At 40.4% G+C, this 14940-nt stretch carries 14 protein-coding genes; 4 read left to right on the top strand and 10 right to left on the bottom strand.

The window, feature by feature from the left end:
• Nucleotides 1-19 precede the first annotated feature (19 nt).
• The 4 genes from alaS to KHA95_RS13195 form a co-directional block, all read right to left on the bottom strand.
• Nucleotides 20-2653, bottom strand: coding sequence for an alanine--tRNA ligase (gene alaS / locus KHA95_RS13210; protein ID WP_213137971.1), 2634 nt, complete (start codon nucleotides 2651-2653; stop codon nucleotides 20-22).
• Between the two features lie 476 nt (nucleotides 2654-3129).
• Nucleotides 3130-4200, bottom strand: a complete 1071-nt coding sequence (locus KHA95_RS13205; protein ID WP_213137970.1) for an AI-2E family transporter — start codon at nucleotides 4198-4200, stop codon at nucleotides 3130-3132.
• Nucleotides 4201-4247: 47 nt separating this feature from the next.
• Nucleotides 4248-4436, bottom strand: a complete 189-nt coding sequence (locus tag KHA95_RS13200; RefSeq protein WP_213137969.1) for a hypothetical protein — start codon at nucleotides 4434-4436, stop codon at nucleotides 4248-4250.
• A complete protein-coding gene (locus KHA95_RS13195) occupies nucleotides 4408-4926 on the bottom strand; it encodes a PRC-barrel domain-containing protein (RefSeq protein ID WP_213137968.1) in 519 nt (172 codons plus the stop codon). Before KHA95_RS13195 ends, KHA95_RS13200 begins: the two co-directional genes overlap by 29 nt.
• A 158-nt stretch (nucleotides 4927-5084) precedes the next feature.
• Here KHA95_RS13195 and KHA95_RS13190 point away from each other — a divergent pair, with 158 nt between their 5' ends.
• Entirely contained in the window at nucleotides 5085-5540 is a 456-nt protein-coding gene (locus KHA95_RS13190; RefSeq protein ID WP_213137967.1) for a DUF4183 domain-containing protein, read from the top strand.
• 81 nt (nucleotides 5541-5621) lie between these two features.
• The gene (locus KHA95_RS13185; protein ID WP_213137966.1) at nucleotides 5622-5942 is read left to right on the top strand and encodes a DUF4183 domain-containing protein; all 321 of its coding nucleotides are present in this window, start codon (nucleotides 5622-5624) and stop codon (nucleotides 5940-5942) included.
• A gap of 41 nt (nucleotides 5943-5983) precedes the next feature.
• On the opposite strand, the gene recD2 is transcribed toward KHA95_RS13185, so the two are convergent.
• Complete coding sequence (gene recD2 / locus KHA95_RS13180) at nucleotides 5984-8392, bottom strand: SF1B family DNA helicase RecD2 (RefSeq protein WP_213137965.1); 2409 nt, start codon at nucleotides 8390-8392, stop codon at nucleotides 5984-5986.
• A 24-nt stretch (nucleotides 8393-8416) separates the two neighbouring features.
• Nucleotides 8417-9088: a tetratricopeptide repeat protein gene (locus tag KHA95_RS13175; protein ID WP_213137964.1), complete on the bottom strand. Its 672-nt coding sequence runs from the start codon at nucleotides 9086-9088 to the stop codon at nucleotides 8417-8419.
• Nucleotides 9089-9348: 260 nt separating this feature from the next.
• On the opposite strand from KHA95_RS13175, the gene KHA95_RS13170 reads away from it, so the two are divergent.
• Nucleotides 9349-9711, top strand: a complete 363-nt coding sequence (locus tag KHA95_RS13170; RefSeq protein ID WP_213137963.1) for a VOC family protein — start codon at nucleotides 9349-9351, stop codon at nucleotides 9709-9711.
• A gap of 461 nt (nucleotides 9712-10172) precedes the next feature.
• Here the strand turns inward: KHA95_RS13170 and mnmA are convergent, their stop codons facing one another.
• From mnmA to KHA95_RS13150, 4 genes are read right to left on the bottom strand one after another with little or no spacing between them, the layout of a single operon-like run.
• Nucleotides 10173-11288 carry a tRNA 2-thiouridine(34) synthase MnmA gene (mnmA, locus tag KHA95_RS13165; protein ID WP_213137962.1) on the bottom strand — a complete coding sequence of 372 codons (1116 nt, stop codon included), beginning with the start codon at nucleotides 11286-11288 and terminating at the stop codon, nucleotides 10173-10175.
• Between the two features lie 16 nt (nucleotides 11289-11304).
• On the bottom strand, nucleotides 11305-12447 hold the full coding sequence (locus tag KHA95_RS13160; protein ID WP_213137961.1) for a cysteine desulfurase family protein: 1143 nt from the start codon (nucleotides 12445-12447) through the stop codon (nucleotides 11305-11307).
• A gap of 21 nt (nucleotides 12448-12468) precedes the next feature.
• Complete coding sequence (gene cymR / locus KHA95_RS13155; RefSeq protein WP_213137960.1) at nucleotides 12469-12888, bottom strand: cysteine metabolism transcriptional regulator CymR; 420 nt, start codon at nucleotides 12886-12888, stop codon at nucleotides 12469-12471.
• The gene (locus KHA95_RS13150) at nucleotides 12885-13547 is read right to left on the bottom strand and encodes a YczE/YyaS/YitT family protein (protein WP_213137959.1); all 663 of its coding nucleotides are present in this window, start codon (nucleotides 13545-13547) and stop codon (nucleotides 12885-12887) included. Before KHA95_RS13150 ends, cymR begins: the two co-directional genes overlap by 4 nt.
• A gap of 120 nt (nucleotides 13548-13667) precedes the next feature.
• Here KHA95_RS13150 and KHA95_RS13145 point away from each other — a divergent pair, with 120 nt between their 5' ends.
• Entirely contained in the window at nucleotides 13668-14936 is a 1269-nt protein-coding gene (locus KHA95_RS13145; RefSeq protein ID WP_213137958.1) for a replication-associated recombination protein A, read from the top strand.
• Nucleotides 14937-14940: the final 4 nt, after the last annotated feature.

The raw sequence follows: 14940 nt of genomic DNA, 5'->3' as shown, positions 1-14940 counted from the left end.
ACATGATTCGGGCGACGAATCAAACGGATTTTATCCATTCTGTTACATATGAAAGAGCTTCTTCCAATTGCTCAGGTTTTTTCCCTCCAGCTTGCGCCATATCCGGACGGCCGCCACCACCGCCGCCGCAACGTGATGCGACTTCTTTCACAAGTTTCCCGGCATGGTAGCCTTTATCAATTAAATCTTTTGTCACCGCAGCGATGATGTTCACTTTATCACCTTGTGCCGAACCAAGGACGACGACACCAGAGCCCAGTTTTTGTTTTAAATCGTCTGCCATATTGCGAAGTGTGTTCATATCAGCAGCTTGAACTTGATTTGCAATGACGTTTACCCCATCTACTTCTTGTATATGATCCAATATGCTTCCTGCTTCAATATTTGCTAATTTTGCCGTCAACGATTCATTTTCACGTTGAAGCTCCTTCATTTCACTAAGCAAAGCTTCAGCACGATGGACGATTTCTTTTGGCTTCGCTTTTAAAAGCTGAGCAACTTGTTGAAGTCTTGCAATTTCTTCATTCATTAAATGAAATGCCCCTTCACCTGTTACAGCCTCAATTCTTCTTGTTCCTGCACCAATCCCACCTTCGGACACGATTTTAAACAAACCGATCGCTGAAGTATTGGTCACATGACAGCCACCACATAATTCAAGGCTATAATCCCCAATGGAAACGACCCGAACGATGCTACCATATTTTTCGCCAAATAAAGCCATTGCTCCCATCGCTTTTGCTTCGTCAAGGCTTTTATATTGTGTGTCAACAGCAATATTAGCCCAAATTCTCCCATTTACGATTTGTTCAATCCGTTCAAGCTCTTCAGGCTGAACCTGACCAAAATGTGAGAAGTCAAAACGAAGTCTTTCTGGACCAACGAGAGATCCTGCTTGGTTAACGTGAACGCCAAGAACATCCTTCAATGCTTGATGAAGTAAATGTGTTGCCGTATGGTTCTTAATAACATTTCTACGCTTCTCTTCATCAACTTCGGCGTTCACTTTCATACCCGTTTGTACAGTGCCCTCTTTAACAATGGCTGAATGGAGATTTTGCCCATTTGGTGCCTTTTGGACTTCCGTCACTTCAATGAGCAAGCCCTCTGCTTTTAATATACCTTTGTCAGCTATTTGTCCGCCACTTTCAGCATAGAATGGAGTTTTCTCCAAAATAAATTGAATTTCATCCCCTTGCTGAGCCTCTTCGACAAGCTCGTCATTCTTCACCATTGCACTAATTGTCGTTTCAACAGCTAGTTGATCATAACCAATAAATTCGCTCGGCATTTTTAATTCACCGAGAATTCCACCTTGCACTTGCATCGAGCCAGTATCTTGACGAGCTGCACGCGCACGCTCTCTTTGTTCAGCCATTGCTTTCTCAAAGCCTTCATGATCCAAAATCATCTGTTCATCTTCCGCATACTCTTCTGTTAATTCGACAGGGAAGCCATACGTATCATAAAGCTTAAATACTTCGGAGCCCGCAATGACATTGCTTCTTTCCGCTTTCGCTTTTTGAATGACGGCCGCTAAAATCTCAAGCCCATCATGTAATGTTTCGTGGAAACGTTCTTCCTCGTTTTTAATGACACGTTGCACAAATTCTGTTTTTTCAACGACATTCGGATAATAATCTTTCATCACATCGCCTACAACAGGTACGAGCTGATACATAAACGGTTGATCAATGTTAATTGTTTTCGCAAACCGTACAGCACGGCGCAGCAAACGTCTTAACACATAGCCACGTCCTTCATTGGATGGCAATGCTCCATCAGCAACAGCAAATGCAACCGTACGAATATGGTCAGCGATCACTTTAAATGCAGTATCTGTTTCTTCACCCTTACCGTACTGAACACCCGATATTTTTTCTGTTGCATGGATAATTGGTAAAAATAAATCTGTGTCGAAATTCGTCGGAACATTTTGCACAACCGATGCCATTCGCTCTAAGCCCATCCCTGTATCAATATTTTTCTTTGGCAGCGGTGTATAGGTGCCGTCTGGATTATGATTAAATTGAGAAAAGACGAGATTCCAAATTTCTAAATAGCGTTCATTTTCTCCACCAGGAAATAATTCTGGATCATTCGGATCATCGCCAAATTCAGGTCCACGATCATAGAAGATTTCTGTATTCGGGCCGCTTGGACCTTCACCAATATCCCAGAAGTTCTCCTCAAGGCGAATGATTCGCTCTTTTGGCAAGCCAATTTTTTTATTCCATAACTCAAATGCTTCTTCATCTTCCGGGTGGATCGTCACTGAAAGCTTTTCTTCCTCAAATCCGATCCACTTCGGACTTATTAAAAATTCCCATGCCCATTCAATCGCTTCTTCCTTAAAATAATCCCCGATTGAGAAATTACCGAGCATTTCAAAAAACGTATGATGTCTTGCTGTTTTCCCGACATTTTCAATATCATTCGTTCTAATTGATTTTTGCGCATTTACGATCCGTGGATTTTCAGGAATCTCCCGTCCATCAAAGTATTTCTTTAATGTTGCTACTCCACTATTAATCCATAATAAGGTTGGATCATCGTGGGGAACGAGTGATGCACTTGGTTCAACTTGATGCCCTTTTTCTTTAAAAAAGTCTAAGTACATTTGACGAATTTGAGAACCAGTTAATTTTTTCATTTCTTTCAAACCTCCATTTAATTAGTGTGTTCAAAAAGGAGGATAAAAAGGACCGAGAAGTTCAAGGCGGCGTAGCTTTGAGCAGCGGAAAAGCAAGCCAACGAAGAAATTCGATGTGTCATTTTTACCGGACTTTTTGAACATCCTCTTTAAGAAAACAAAAAAAGCTTCTCCCCTTGAACAGGGGCGAAACTTTTAGATCGCGGTACCACCCTGATTTAACAAAAGGAAAAACTTTTGTATCTCAGAACCTTAACGCGGTTAACGGCAGGGATTAGCTGCTCTCTGGATTAGCGAATGTTAGCCAGTATCTAGAATTTCTTTCAGCCAAGGAAATTCCTCTCTTGCGCATCGATGTGCTCAGATCGTTTCTAACATTATGGATCCTTCATTGAGTTAATTATTATAGTTCATTAATAACTTAATGTGATACTAATATAGTCAAATTATAGAAATGAATGATCATCTTGTCAATGTTAAGATGATTTTGTCGAAATCATATGGTCACGCATATGAACAATTGCAATCTTTATGACGGCAATAATCGGAACAGCGATAATCATGCCAAGCACACCAGCTACTTCTCCGCCGATGATTAATCCGGCGAAGATAAATAATGGGTGCATCGCTAATGACTTCCCAACAATATATGGAGATAAAATATTTCCTTCGATGAATTGTAAAATAAACACAATGATCGTTGCAAAGATCGCTTGTTTGACAGAGGAAAGCAGAGCTATCGCGAGCACCGGAATCAGACCAATAAAGGCACCGAAATAAGGAATGACATTCGTCACTGCAATAATAAATCCAAGAATAATCGGATAATCAATTCGAATGATCAGAAATGCAATGGATGATGCAACACCAACGATCACACAAATAAGGAATTGCCCTCGTACATAACTGCCAAGAGAAAGATAAACGGCCCCGATAAATTCTCCTGCTTTCGCCCGCCATTTTTTTGGCGTCATATACCAAGCCGCTTTTTTTACAAGTTCAATATCTTTAAGTAAGTAAAAAGAAATAAATGGAATAATTAAAAGCACGAACATAAAATTGACTAAACCAATGAGTGATTCCATGCTTTTTTCCAGAAACTTATTCATCCAAAGCTCAAATTTTGTAATTCGCTCATCGATTTGTACTTGAATGCCATCAGGCCATCTTGATGCAGATGCTTGAATCCCTTGTATCCATTCTTTGTACTGCTCAACAAGAATCGGCAGTCGCTGAGAAAAATCGTTAAGCTGCTCGATTAGAAAGGGAATACCTAAATAAATCCCATAGCCAGCACCACCAAAAAACAGCGTATAGATCGTCATAATCGCCCACCCGCGCGACAAACCGAGCAATTGAATCTTCTCAACGAGTGGGTGCAATAAAAATGCGATAAACGCACTGATGAAGAAAGGGATAGCCGCAACAAACATAATATGTAAAATTGGTTTCCATAATGGTTTTAATAATAGTAAGCAATACAATGTAATTAAAATCAATAAGATGATCCCAATTCGGTAAAAAATGCGAAACCGTTGCTGTTGCATCGTATCCCTCCTAATAAAAAGCCGCCAATGGCAGCTTTTTACTTTCATCAACTCAATTTTCTTGTTTGCTCATCAAAGAGATCATCAAGTGAGCTTAAAGAACCATCCTCTTCAACTTGATGTGTATGAATCATTTTTCCACCTACGGTCAATTCGATAAAACAACTCCAACAATAATATTGATTGATGCCTATTTTACCTAGGTCCTTACTTTGGCAATTCGGACATTTCATCATTACTCTTGCCACCTCGCAGCTTGTTTACTGACACGATCATGGCATCTTTTCCAATCTTCGGTGGGATGGGAGTCCGAATTACTCGCTTTCCTTCTGTGATGTCAGAAAAGAAACCATCAGTCAGCTCATAGCCTACGATTGTTCCCATTTCTTCAAGAAAATATACATCATCAAGCAAGCCAAGCTGCTTCCCTTCTTTGGAAAGCGTCATTTTTTTCGAAATTGGCTGAGCATGATGCATCGTATATTCAGAATGGACTTCCTTATAAGCGAGCAAAACATCTTGGTTTGAAATCATAATCCCATTTTCACCAAATGAAAGGATGTGATGAATCGATAACCTGCTTTTCTTGCCGATTAGACCTTTTTGTTGGAGCAAAACATCCGACACATACCCGTTCTCCTGAATGCAAATATCGCAAACTTCCCCAAGCATTTCTCCCTTTTCGTCATAAACTGGCATCCCTTTCAAAAGAGAAAATGTCCGCAAAGCACACCCCACCTTTCCGAACATTTCTAGTTTGGCTCAAGATAACTAAAATCATGAACTGAAATATTTTCCTTGAATTGTGTGTATTGACAATCAGATCGCAGGAAATTCCATATTTTATTATGAATCAACCGAATGATTTGGAGGTGAAAATACAAATGAAGCATCATCGAATGAATGGTAAGAGCAGTGCAAAAAAAGCAATCGATAAAAGTGATCAATTAGTAAATAGTAGAAATAAAATAGAATGTAATCCGCATATTGAAGTAAATCCTACCATTATTGGATTTGCTCCACTTAATGTTTCAGACATTCAAATCATTCCGATTGTGAAACGCCACTTCTATATTCCCCAAAATACGCTCTCTTTAGTAGAGGGAGCAAATTTTCCAGCTAATTTTTTTACAAATGATCGTGGAGAGCAGGTGGATGAATTTACTACATTTAGCCCAAATGGATATGTGAATCTATTCATTAACGGTGTTATGCAAGAGGGCAGTTTATATGTAGTCGGTCGTAATTTCTTATCCATTCATCCGGTTGAACAGTCGATTACAGCAGGAACACCGATCATTGTTGAGTCCATTGGCTTCACAGCGAAAATAACCGTATAAAAATAATACAATTGGATGATATCGTCAGCCCTATCATTACGATTGGTTTTGAATAATTATAAGATAAAGGAGGTGAACAATGTGGCGTTATCCCTTATGAACATTCATGTAAATGTTACAGGAACCTCTACGCGATTTTTCAATGTATTAGCAGATGCACTAGTAATAACTGATGGAACAACCGTCCCTGCTACCGACTTTTTTGACGATACGGGTACAGCTGCAACAGAATTTCCAATCGTAACAAACGGATACTATAATCTGTATGTGAATGGTGTCCTTCAAGAAGGCGGTGCATATTCTGTCGATGCAGATGAAATTACCTTCAACACAATTACTGGTACCATTAGCGCTGGAACTCCTATCATTTTAGAAGCGGTTGATTTAGTAACCGTTGTCTAATCGCTAAACAGAAGAAAGGCTGCCCTTTTTTTGGGACAGCCTTAGCTTATTTCACGTTCCATGAAATCATAAGGTGAAATATTTTCCATGCCGATCATTGGATCAATCAGTTGAATCGTCTCTTCTGTAAGTACGAGTGCTTCTTCATTTTGGCCGTTTTCAACTGACGATGGGAAGGATAATGTTAGTTTTTCTAAAAGAGAAGTTTTCCTTTTTTGATCATCCTCTCTTTCAATCCCCATCCGAAAAGCACTTTCTTCCCCACATATAATTAAAAACTGCCTGCTTCTTGTTATCGCTGTGTACAATAAATTTCTTCGCAGCATTCTGTAATAACTTTTAACAACGGGGAGAATGACAATTGGAAATTCACTCCCTTGTGACTTATGGATGGAACAGCAAAATGCGTGGGTAATTTGATTTAAATCCGCCCTCGTGTACGTAACCTCAATCCCTTCAAACGAAACAATGACCATGTCTTGTTTTTCCGTGTTTTCCTTAGCATAAAAGATTGAGACAATTTCTCCCATGTCACCGTTAAATACATTTTGTTCGGGCTGATTGACAAGCTGTAATACTTTGTCGCCAATCCGATACGTTACATCACCGAACTTCAATTCCTTGCGGGTTCCATCTTGATTGGGATTAAATATTTCCTGAAGTACGAGATTTAATTGATCAATGCCGGCGGGTCCGCGATACATCGGCGCTAACACTTGAATATCCTTCGCCGCATATCCTTTTTTCTTTGCGTTTAAAACGACCTTTTCAACCGCTTCAGCAATTTGCGAAGTTTGACAGCGAATGAATGAACGGTCTTGCTGTGGCTTTGTTACATCTGCTGGCAATTGCCCCTTTTTGATTTCATGTGCGAGTTCGATAATCGATGAGCCCTCTGCCTGTCGATATATATCCGTCAATTGAACGGTCGGAATTTTTTCAGATTTAAGCAAATCTTTTAGTACTTGTCCCGGTCCAACCGATGGCAATTGATCTTCGTCACCGACAAAAATGACTTGAATATGCTGGGGCAACGCTCTAAGCAGTTGATGGGCAAGCCATGTATCGACCATCGACATTTCATCGACAATAAGCAGCTTCCCTTCGATTTCTCGCTCTTCTTCACTATCAAGATTGTCTTGAGCATTCATCCCGAGCAATCGATGAATCGTCATCGCTGGCAGACCTGTCGATTCGGCCATCCGTTTCGCAGCTCGTCCCGTTGGAGCGGCTAATAAAATCGGGAATGGCTCTTCTTTTTTATATGAATACGGATCAAGGGAGCATCCGTGCAACTCCGCATAAAGCTCAACAATCCCTTTGATGACTGTTGTTTTCCCAGTTCCCGGACCTCCGGTTAAAATCATCATCGGATTCATTAACGCCATTTGAATCGCTTCTTTTTGTGATGGCGCATAATGAACACCTAAGCGATCTTCTAAATCCCCAAGCGCTAAAAGAAATTCCGATTCAGGGAATTGATCCGTATACTCCGTCTGCTCCATAATCCGTTGAAGATTCGTTACGATTCCTTTCTCGGAAAAATAAAGTGAAGGCATGTACACTCGTTTATTTTCGCCAACAACCTTTCCTTCTTCTTCTAGCTTAATTAATTCTTGAGAAATGTCTTGAAAAGGAATGTCAATTGGCTGACTAGCTTCCAATAATTGTTTGACGTTTTCTAACATATCGACCGCATCGACATACACATGACCATTTTGCATACATTCTTGCTCCAGTACGTAAAGGCAGCCAGCTTTAATCCGATCAGGATGATTTCCTTTTATCCCCATTTGCGAGCCGAGTTCATCCGCTCTGCCAAAGCCGATTCCCTCGACATTCTCGATTAGCTTATACGGATTCGTCTGTATAACCGTTAATGTTTCCTCTTTATATGCCTGATAGATTTTCAATGCCATTTGCGAACCAAATCCATACTCGCTAAGTCGAATCATCACTTGCTCAAGCCCTTGATGTTCGAGTAATGATTCGTATAATTCTTTCGCCGTTTCTGCACCCAGCCGTGGAACACTGTCTAATAAAGATGGCTGCTCAAGAATTTTACTTATTGCATTTTCTCCAAGCACCTCGACAATTCGTTCGGCTGTTTTTTTTCCAACACCTTTAAACAACCCACTTGATAAATAGGTTGCAACACCTTGCTTTGTTTGTGGCATTTCCTTTTTAAAATGCTTGGCATGAAATTGCAGCCCAAACCTTGGGTGTTCTTTAAAATCCCCATAAAATAAATACGATTCTTCTTCATGTATTTTAGGGAAATGGCCTGTAATAACCGCCTCTTTATCTGAATACGTATCATTTGTTTCTTCGACCCTCACACGGATGACCGAATAGAAATTTTGTTCATTATGGAAAATCGTCACGAGATGGCGGCCTTTTATATATTTTTCATGTTCAGAAAACAGGTCAAGTGAATCTTGCTCTTCCATGACTGACCTCCCATTCCTTCGTTATTACTCTTTACCTTCAGTAAGCGCGGATTCCATTAGTTTCTTTCCATTGGCAGCGAGCGCATGGGTCGGTTGAATCGCTAATACTTGATTAAATGCTTCAAGAGCTTTTTCCGCATCTTCAAAATGAGCAGCATACGCAACCCCAAGATTATACAATGCATCCGCATGATCAGGTTCGAGCTCGATTACTTTCTCTAATTGCTTAATTGCTTCATCATACACTTCCGTTCGTGCCAATGCTAAGCCAAATTGAAACGTTGCTTCTGCATCTTTTTCATTCAATTCAACACTTCTCTGCAAATAAGGAAGTGCCATTTCGACTCGATTTAAATTTACGAGCGTCATTCCAAGCATATAAAGAAGATCATTCGACTCAGGGCCGATTAATAAGGCTTTTCCATACATCCCTGATGCCTCTTCATACTTCTCCTGATTATAAAAAAGATTCCCATAACTGTAATAGGCGGCCGATGCTTGATCATCGACTTCAATTGCCCGCTTTAAAAATTCCTCAGCTCTTGCTATATCTCCAAGCGAAATGAATACATTGGCAAAATTGACATAGGCAACGGGATCTGTCGGATTTTCTTCGATTGCCTCTGTAAACATTTGCACCGCTTTTTCGTATTTTCCTTGTTGTAAATATTCAATTCCTTGTAAATTCTTGTCCATCTTTCACACTCCGAACTTCATTAATAAGGGAATTATACCATATTAATTGCCAGTGCATGTAACGTTAGCGGCCAATTCCTCTTCGCGATTTATTTTTCTGCAAGACAACTATCTATATAAGCAATACTTATTAAAAAGTATAATAAATCTGCATTTCACTTATTATACTTTAAGCTTTAAAATAGTAAGTAATCCTAACTTTTTTCATAATTACAGGGATAGAACATTTTAATTGTGTTCATTGATAAAGGAGTGGTTATATGATTCTTGGCTTGCATCACGCCCAAATTACAATTCCAAAAGGCGCTGAAGAAGAGGGGAGAAAATTCTATTGCCAAATACTCGGTTTACCCGAGAAAGAACAACCTGAAGCATTGAAAAAACTTGGGGGATTTTGGTTGGAGGTCGGAAATAGGGAAGTTCATGTAGGGACAGAAGATGGATTTGATCGATTAACAACAAAAGCCCATTTGGCATATCAAGTCGATGATATATCATATTGGAGGAAAGTATTGGAACTAAATAACATCCAGATCACTGAAGCAATCAAAATACCAGGGGTTGAACGTTTTGAGTTCAGAGATCCATTCGGAAACAGAGTGGAAATGACTCAAGTAATTTAATTTGTTTCATCAAAGAGCTTAGAAGCCCTAAGCTCTTGTTATAACCTTATTATTCATGTTCTTACTACGGTTAGCTCTTATCAATCATAAATTCAAGCGCAAGTCCTTAATTTGTTTTAACGACAATTCCGTTAGCTTTGCGATATTCATCTGAAAATTCTTCTTGAATTAATTTCAATGCGAGGTTTTTTAGCTTCAATCATACCTTTCTCTATTCCTTTTTCTTCTGAATAATCACCTTAAATAGTTCCTGTTGCGAAAATTCAGGGCTATTAAAATCAATGTCTCCATATAAATCTTCAGTAAAAAACAAGACAAATTCTTCAAACAGCTCATCAATCAATGTCAACATGATGATAACTAGACGGCTTTTCTAGCACGAGATTTTCTATCATAATCGAAACATAACTATATATATTGATCAAAAAAAGCCGCTCATCATCAATATGAGCAGCTCCACTTTAGCCTACATACGTAAGCATTTCGTTGTTTTTATAAATTTTATCAATCGTTCCCCCGCCAAGGCACTCGTCACCATCATAAAAGACGACCGCTTGTCCAGGAGTGACCGCTCTGACCGGTTGAGCAAATTGGACGTTTACTTCACCATTCGGTAGAAGTTGAACCGTTACCTTTTCATCCGGCTGACGATAACGGAATTTTGCTGTGCATTCAAATTGCTGCGGTTTTTCCTTATCAGACACCCAGCTGACATTGACTGCTTTAATCGAGTCAGAATATAAGGCTGGATGATCGAAGCCTTGCTCTACATAAAGAACATTACGCTCTAAATCTTTTCCGGCAACAAACCACGGATCTCCTGCTCCACCGATGCCAAGGCCATGACGTTGACCAATTGTATAATACATGAGCCCATCATGCTTGCCGACCTTTTTACCGTCAAGAGTTTCCATAACTCCTTTTTGTGCTGGTAAATAGCCGCTTAAAAACTCTTTAAAATTGCGCTCACCGATAAAGCAGATGCCTGTACTATCCTTTTTCGTCGCAGTTGCAAGCCCTGCCTCTTTGGCAATTTCCCGAACCCGCTTTTTATCAATTCCACCGAGTGGAAACATCACTTTTTCAAGCTGATCTTGTGTGAGCTGATTTAAAAAATATGTTTGATCTTTATTATTGTCAACGCCTCTAAGCATTTTCACTTCGCCGTCCAGTTGTTCAACTCGGGCATAGTGTCCGGTAGCCAAATAATCTGCACCTAGCTTTAATGCATGCTCAAGAAACGCTTTAAATTTAATTTCCTTATTGCACATGACATCCGGGTTTGGTGTGCGTCCCGCTTTGTATTCATCAAGGAAATACGTAAACACTTTATCCCAATATTGTTTTTCAAAATTGACGGCGTAATAGGGAATGCCAATTTGGTTACATACCCGAATGACATCATTATAATCTTCCGTCGCTGTACATACGCCATTCTCATCTGTGTCATCCCAATTTTTCATAAAAATTCCAATCACATCATAGCCTTGCTCTTTTAATAAAAGCGCGGCAACAGAAGAATCCACTCCCCCTGACATGCCGATGACGACGCGTGTATCTTTTGGTGCTTTATTCATTTCGCTCATCTTCCTTTCAATTCCTGAGCCTTTCAATAATGTTTGCTGTCTCAGTTGCAGCTTTTCTAATCTCATCTTCTTCGTTTGCTAATCCAAAACTAAAGCGGATTGAGTTACGAATTCGTTCCGACTCTGTTCCAAACATCGCTACAAGCACATGGGATGGATCGATCGATCCTGCCGTACATGCTGATCCGCTAGAAGCCGCAATTCCAACCATATCAAGATTGACTAGCATGGACTCCACATCTGTTCCAGGAAAACTCAGATTAAGAATATGTGGTAACGATTGATCGGTTGCTCCATTCACAAAGAATTCTATTTGTTTTTCTTGTAATGTCTCTATAAAAATTCGTTTAAACGATTCATATGTTTGCTGTTTCTTTTCAATCGTTGAAGCGGCAATTTGAACAGCCTCGGCAAACCCGACGATCGCGGGAACATTTTCCGTACCAGCGCGCCGCTTCGTTTCTTGCTCACCGCCAAATGTAGCTGGATGAATCGTCGTTCCGTTTTTTATATATAGAAAGCCAATCCCTTTTGGGCCGTTGATTTTATGTGCAGATACAGATAATAAGTCTACACCTAATGTTGTGACATCAAGTTCAATCGCTCCAAACGCTTGAACAGCATCGGTATGAAAGATTGCTTCATGTGCAGAAAGCAATTCACCAATCTCACGAATCGGCTGAATTGAGCCGACTTCGTTGTTTCCATACATGATCGTGACAAGAATCGTGTCATCGCGCAATGCGTTTTTTACTGCTTCAACCGTGACGATGCCTTGTTCATTTGGAGATAGATACGTGACATCAAATCCTTCCTTCTCAAGAAACTGACAACTATGAAGGACTGCATGATGCTCGATTTCAGTTGTAATAATATGATTTCCTTTATGACGGTTCGCTCTGGCGGTACCGAGAATCGCTAAATTATCCGCCTCCGTACCTCCACTTGTAAACACGATTTCCGAATAGTTCGCATTGATTGTCTTAGCAATAGCTGTTCGAGCCTCATCTAATTCTTTTCGTGCTTCCCGACCAAATGAATGAATGCTCGATGGGTTTCCAAATGTCGTATTCATTGTCGTGATCATCTTATCGATGACTACGGGATGGAGAGGAGATGTTGCTGCATGATCTAAATAAATTTTTGTCATCTTTGTCACCTGTTTTCGGGATTAAATATAAAACATATACGGTTCTGATTGACCATCATCCGTATGATTTGCCAAATCTTCCACGGTTGTATTATCCAATACATCCTTTACCGCATCGCGAATTCTCATCCATAGCTCTCGCTTTGCCGGTTCTTCATCTTCAATCCCTTCGACAGGGCTAATCGGTCCTTCGAGAACACGAATAATATCACCAGCCGTAATCTTCGATGGTTCGTCAGCCAGCACATAGCCGCCGTATGCCCCTCTTATGCTACGAACAAGTCCTGCATTCCGCAAAGGACCTGCTAATTGCTCTAAATAATGTTCTGAAAGATTATGAGCTTTCGCAATCGCTTTTAATGAAGTCGGCCCTTCTCCATGTCTTTTTCCTAATTCAATCATGATCGTAAGACCGTATCTTCCTTTTGTCGAGATTTTCATCCATTTGCACTCCGTTCTATTTGTTTCTTTTCATAATTAGCTTTGTTTAATATTTTATCTGTGATTTTTTTACAATGAGGCAATGCCATGCCAATAAAGGTTCCAACTGCAACGCTGAACACAATCGTCCCGATAAAAACAGGACCACCAAGAAGCCAGCCGATAATAAGCACCGTGATTTCCATCACTCGCCGTGAATTGGAAATTTTCCACCCGGTTCGTTCTTGCAATGCAATCATAAAGCTGTCACGAGGACCTGATCCGAGCTCAGCAGACAAGTAAATTCCCATTCCGTAAGCATAAAGGATCATTCCAATCGTAAACATAATGACTTTTCCAAGCCAACTCGCCGGCTCCGTTAAAAATGGGATCAGCATATACATATCAATAAATATTCCAATTAATATCATATTTAAATAGGCTCCGAATTGAGGCCATTCTTTCATCATTAGTGCTGAGCTTCCTAGAATAATAATGCCAACAATAATCGACCACGTTCCAATTGTCAACCCGAGCTGATAATACAGTCCGACGTGTAGGACATCCCACGGGGATACGCCGAAATCAGAAATAATCATAAGGACAATTCCAAGTGACATGATCAGTAGTCCGATCGTAAATATAAGTAATCTTGCCTGTATATGATCTGTTTTTCTCATCGTTCCATACTCCTTTGCATTTGTCCATTATAACATAATGACCTTCTTATATGCATATATACGCCTTGTTTGATATGATAGAGTCAAAACCATGTGGAACGTCAGTTTGGAGTGAATTCTATGAAAAATCAACCGTTAGCTTATCGAATGCGTCCACAATCGATTGAGGAAGTGGCTGGTCAAGAACATTTAGTCGGCGAAGGAAAGATCATTGCAAGAATGGTAAAAGCACGACAGCTCTCTTCCATGATTTTATATGGACCGCCCGGCATTGGGAAAACCTCGATTGCCAGTGCGATTGCTGGAAGCACAAAATATGCGTTTCGAACATTGAATGCTGTAACCAATAATAAAAAGGACTTAGAAATTGTCGCAGCCGAAGGGAAAATGAGCGGAAAGGTAATCCTATTGCTCGATGAAATTCATCGGCTCGATCGCGGCAAGCAAGATTTCTTACTTCCCCATCTAGAAAGCGGCATGATTATTTTAATTGGGGCTACAACAAGTAATCCATACCATGCAATTAATCCCGCGATTCGAAGCCGTTGTCAAATCTTTGAGCTCTTTCCATTAACAGAGGATGATATGAAGCAAACATTGCGAAGAGCTTTGGAAGATCCTGAACGCGGTCTAGGCAATTACTCAATTTCCATCGAAGATACCGCGTTTGAACATTTAGCAAATGCAAGCAATGGCGATGCAAGAAGCGCCTTAAACGCACTAGAACTAGCCGTTTTGTCAACAGAGCCGGATGAAAATGGAACGATCCATATTACGACAACTGTCGCAGAGGAATGTTTACAGAAAAAAAGCCTCGCTCACGATAAAGGCGGTGATGCTCATTATGATGTACTTAGCGGATTTCAAAAGTCGATTCGAGGAAGCGATGCGAATGCTGCCCTTCATTATTTAGGTCGCTTAATCGAAGCAGGTGATTTACCGAGCATTTCAAGACGTTTGCTCGTCATTGCCTATGAGGATATCGGTCTTGCCAATCCACAGGCAGGTCCTCGAACACTTGCGGCCATTCAAACCGCTGAAAAAATTGGATTTCCTGAAGCTCGAATTCCACTTGCGAACGCCGTCATTGAGCTTTGCCTATCTCCCAAATCGAATTCGGCGAATGTCGCGATTGATGAAGCATTAGCGGATATCCGTGCAGGAAAAAGCGGTGAAGTGCCGCTTCACTTAAAAGACGCTCATTATAAAGGAGCCGCGGAGCTTGGAAGAGGGATTGATTATAAATATCCGCATGACTACGAAAGCGGTTGGGTGAAACAGCAATATTTACCTGATAAGCTTAAAAATCGCCAATACTACAAACCCAAACGGACGGGAAAATTTGAACAAGCGCTCGCAGCGATCTATGAAAAAATAATGAGAGGCTAGTAAT

It is taken from the genome of Bacillus sp. FJAT-50079, assembly GCF_018343515.1.
Classification (GTDB): Bacteria; Bacillota; Bacilli; order Bacillales; family Bacillaceae_C; genus Lederbergia.
Note: the sequence above shows the minus strand (reverse complement) of the source record. Positions and strands in the feature narration are given on the sequence as shown.

Bases quoted from the DNA above. Each gene is read 5' to 3' on its own strand.
- KHA95_RS13160 (WP_213137961.1), bottom strand. From the start codon at position 12,447: ATGACAAAAATTTATTTAGATCATGCAGCAACATCTCCTCTCCATCCC.
- KHA95_RS13150 (WP_213137959.1), bottom strand. From the start codon at position 13,547: ATGAGAAAAACAGATCATATACAGGCAAGATTACTTATATTTACGATC.
- recD2 (WP_213137965.1), bottom strand. From the start codon at position 8,392: ATGGAAGAGCAAGATTCACTTGACCTGTTTTCTGAACATGAAAAATAT.
- mnmA (WP_213137962.1), bottom strand. From the start codon at position 11,288: ATGAATAAAGCACCAAAAGATACACGCGTCGTCATCGGCATGTCAGGG.
- KHA95_RS13205 (WP_213137970.1), bottom strand. From the start codon at position 4,200: ATGCAACAGCAACGGTTTCGCATTTTTTACCGAATTGGGATCATCTTA.
- cymR (WP_213137960.1), bottom strand. From the start codon at position 12,888: ATGAAAATCTCGACAAAAGGAAGATACGGTCTTACGATCATGATTGAA.
- KHA95_RS13170 (WP_213137963.1), top strand. From the start codon at position 9,349: ATGATTCTTGGCTTGCATCACGCCCAAATTACAATTCCAAAAGGCGCT.
- KHA95_RS13190 (WP_213137967.1), top strand. From the start codon at position 5,085: ATGAAGCATCATCGAATGAATGGTAAGAGCAGTGCAAAAAAAGCAATC.
- alaS (WP_213137971.1), bottom strand. From the start codon at position 2,653: ATGAAAAAATTAACTGGTTCTCAAATTCGTCAAATGTACTTAGACTTT.
- KHA95_RS13175 (WP_213137964.1), bottom strand. From the start codon at position 9,088: ATGGACAAGAATTTACAAGGAATTGAATATTTACAACAAGGAAAATAC.
- KHA95_RS13145 (WP_213137958.1), top strand. From the start codon at position 13,668: ATGAAAAATCAACCGTTAGCTTATCGAATGCGTCCACAATCGATTGAG.
- KHA95_RS13200 (WP_213137969.1), bottom strand. From the start codon at position 4,436: ATGATGAAATGTCCGAATTGCCAAAGTAAGGACCTAGGTAAAATAGGC.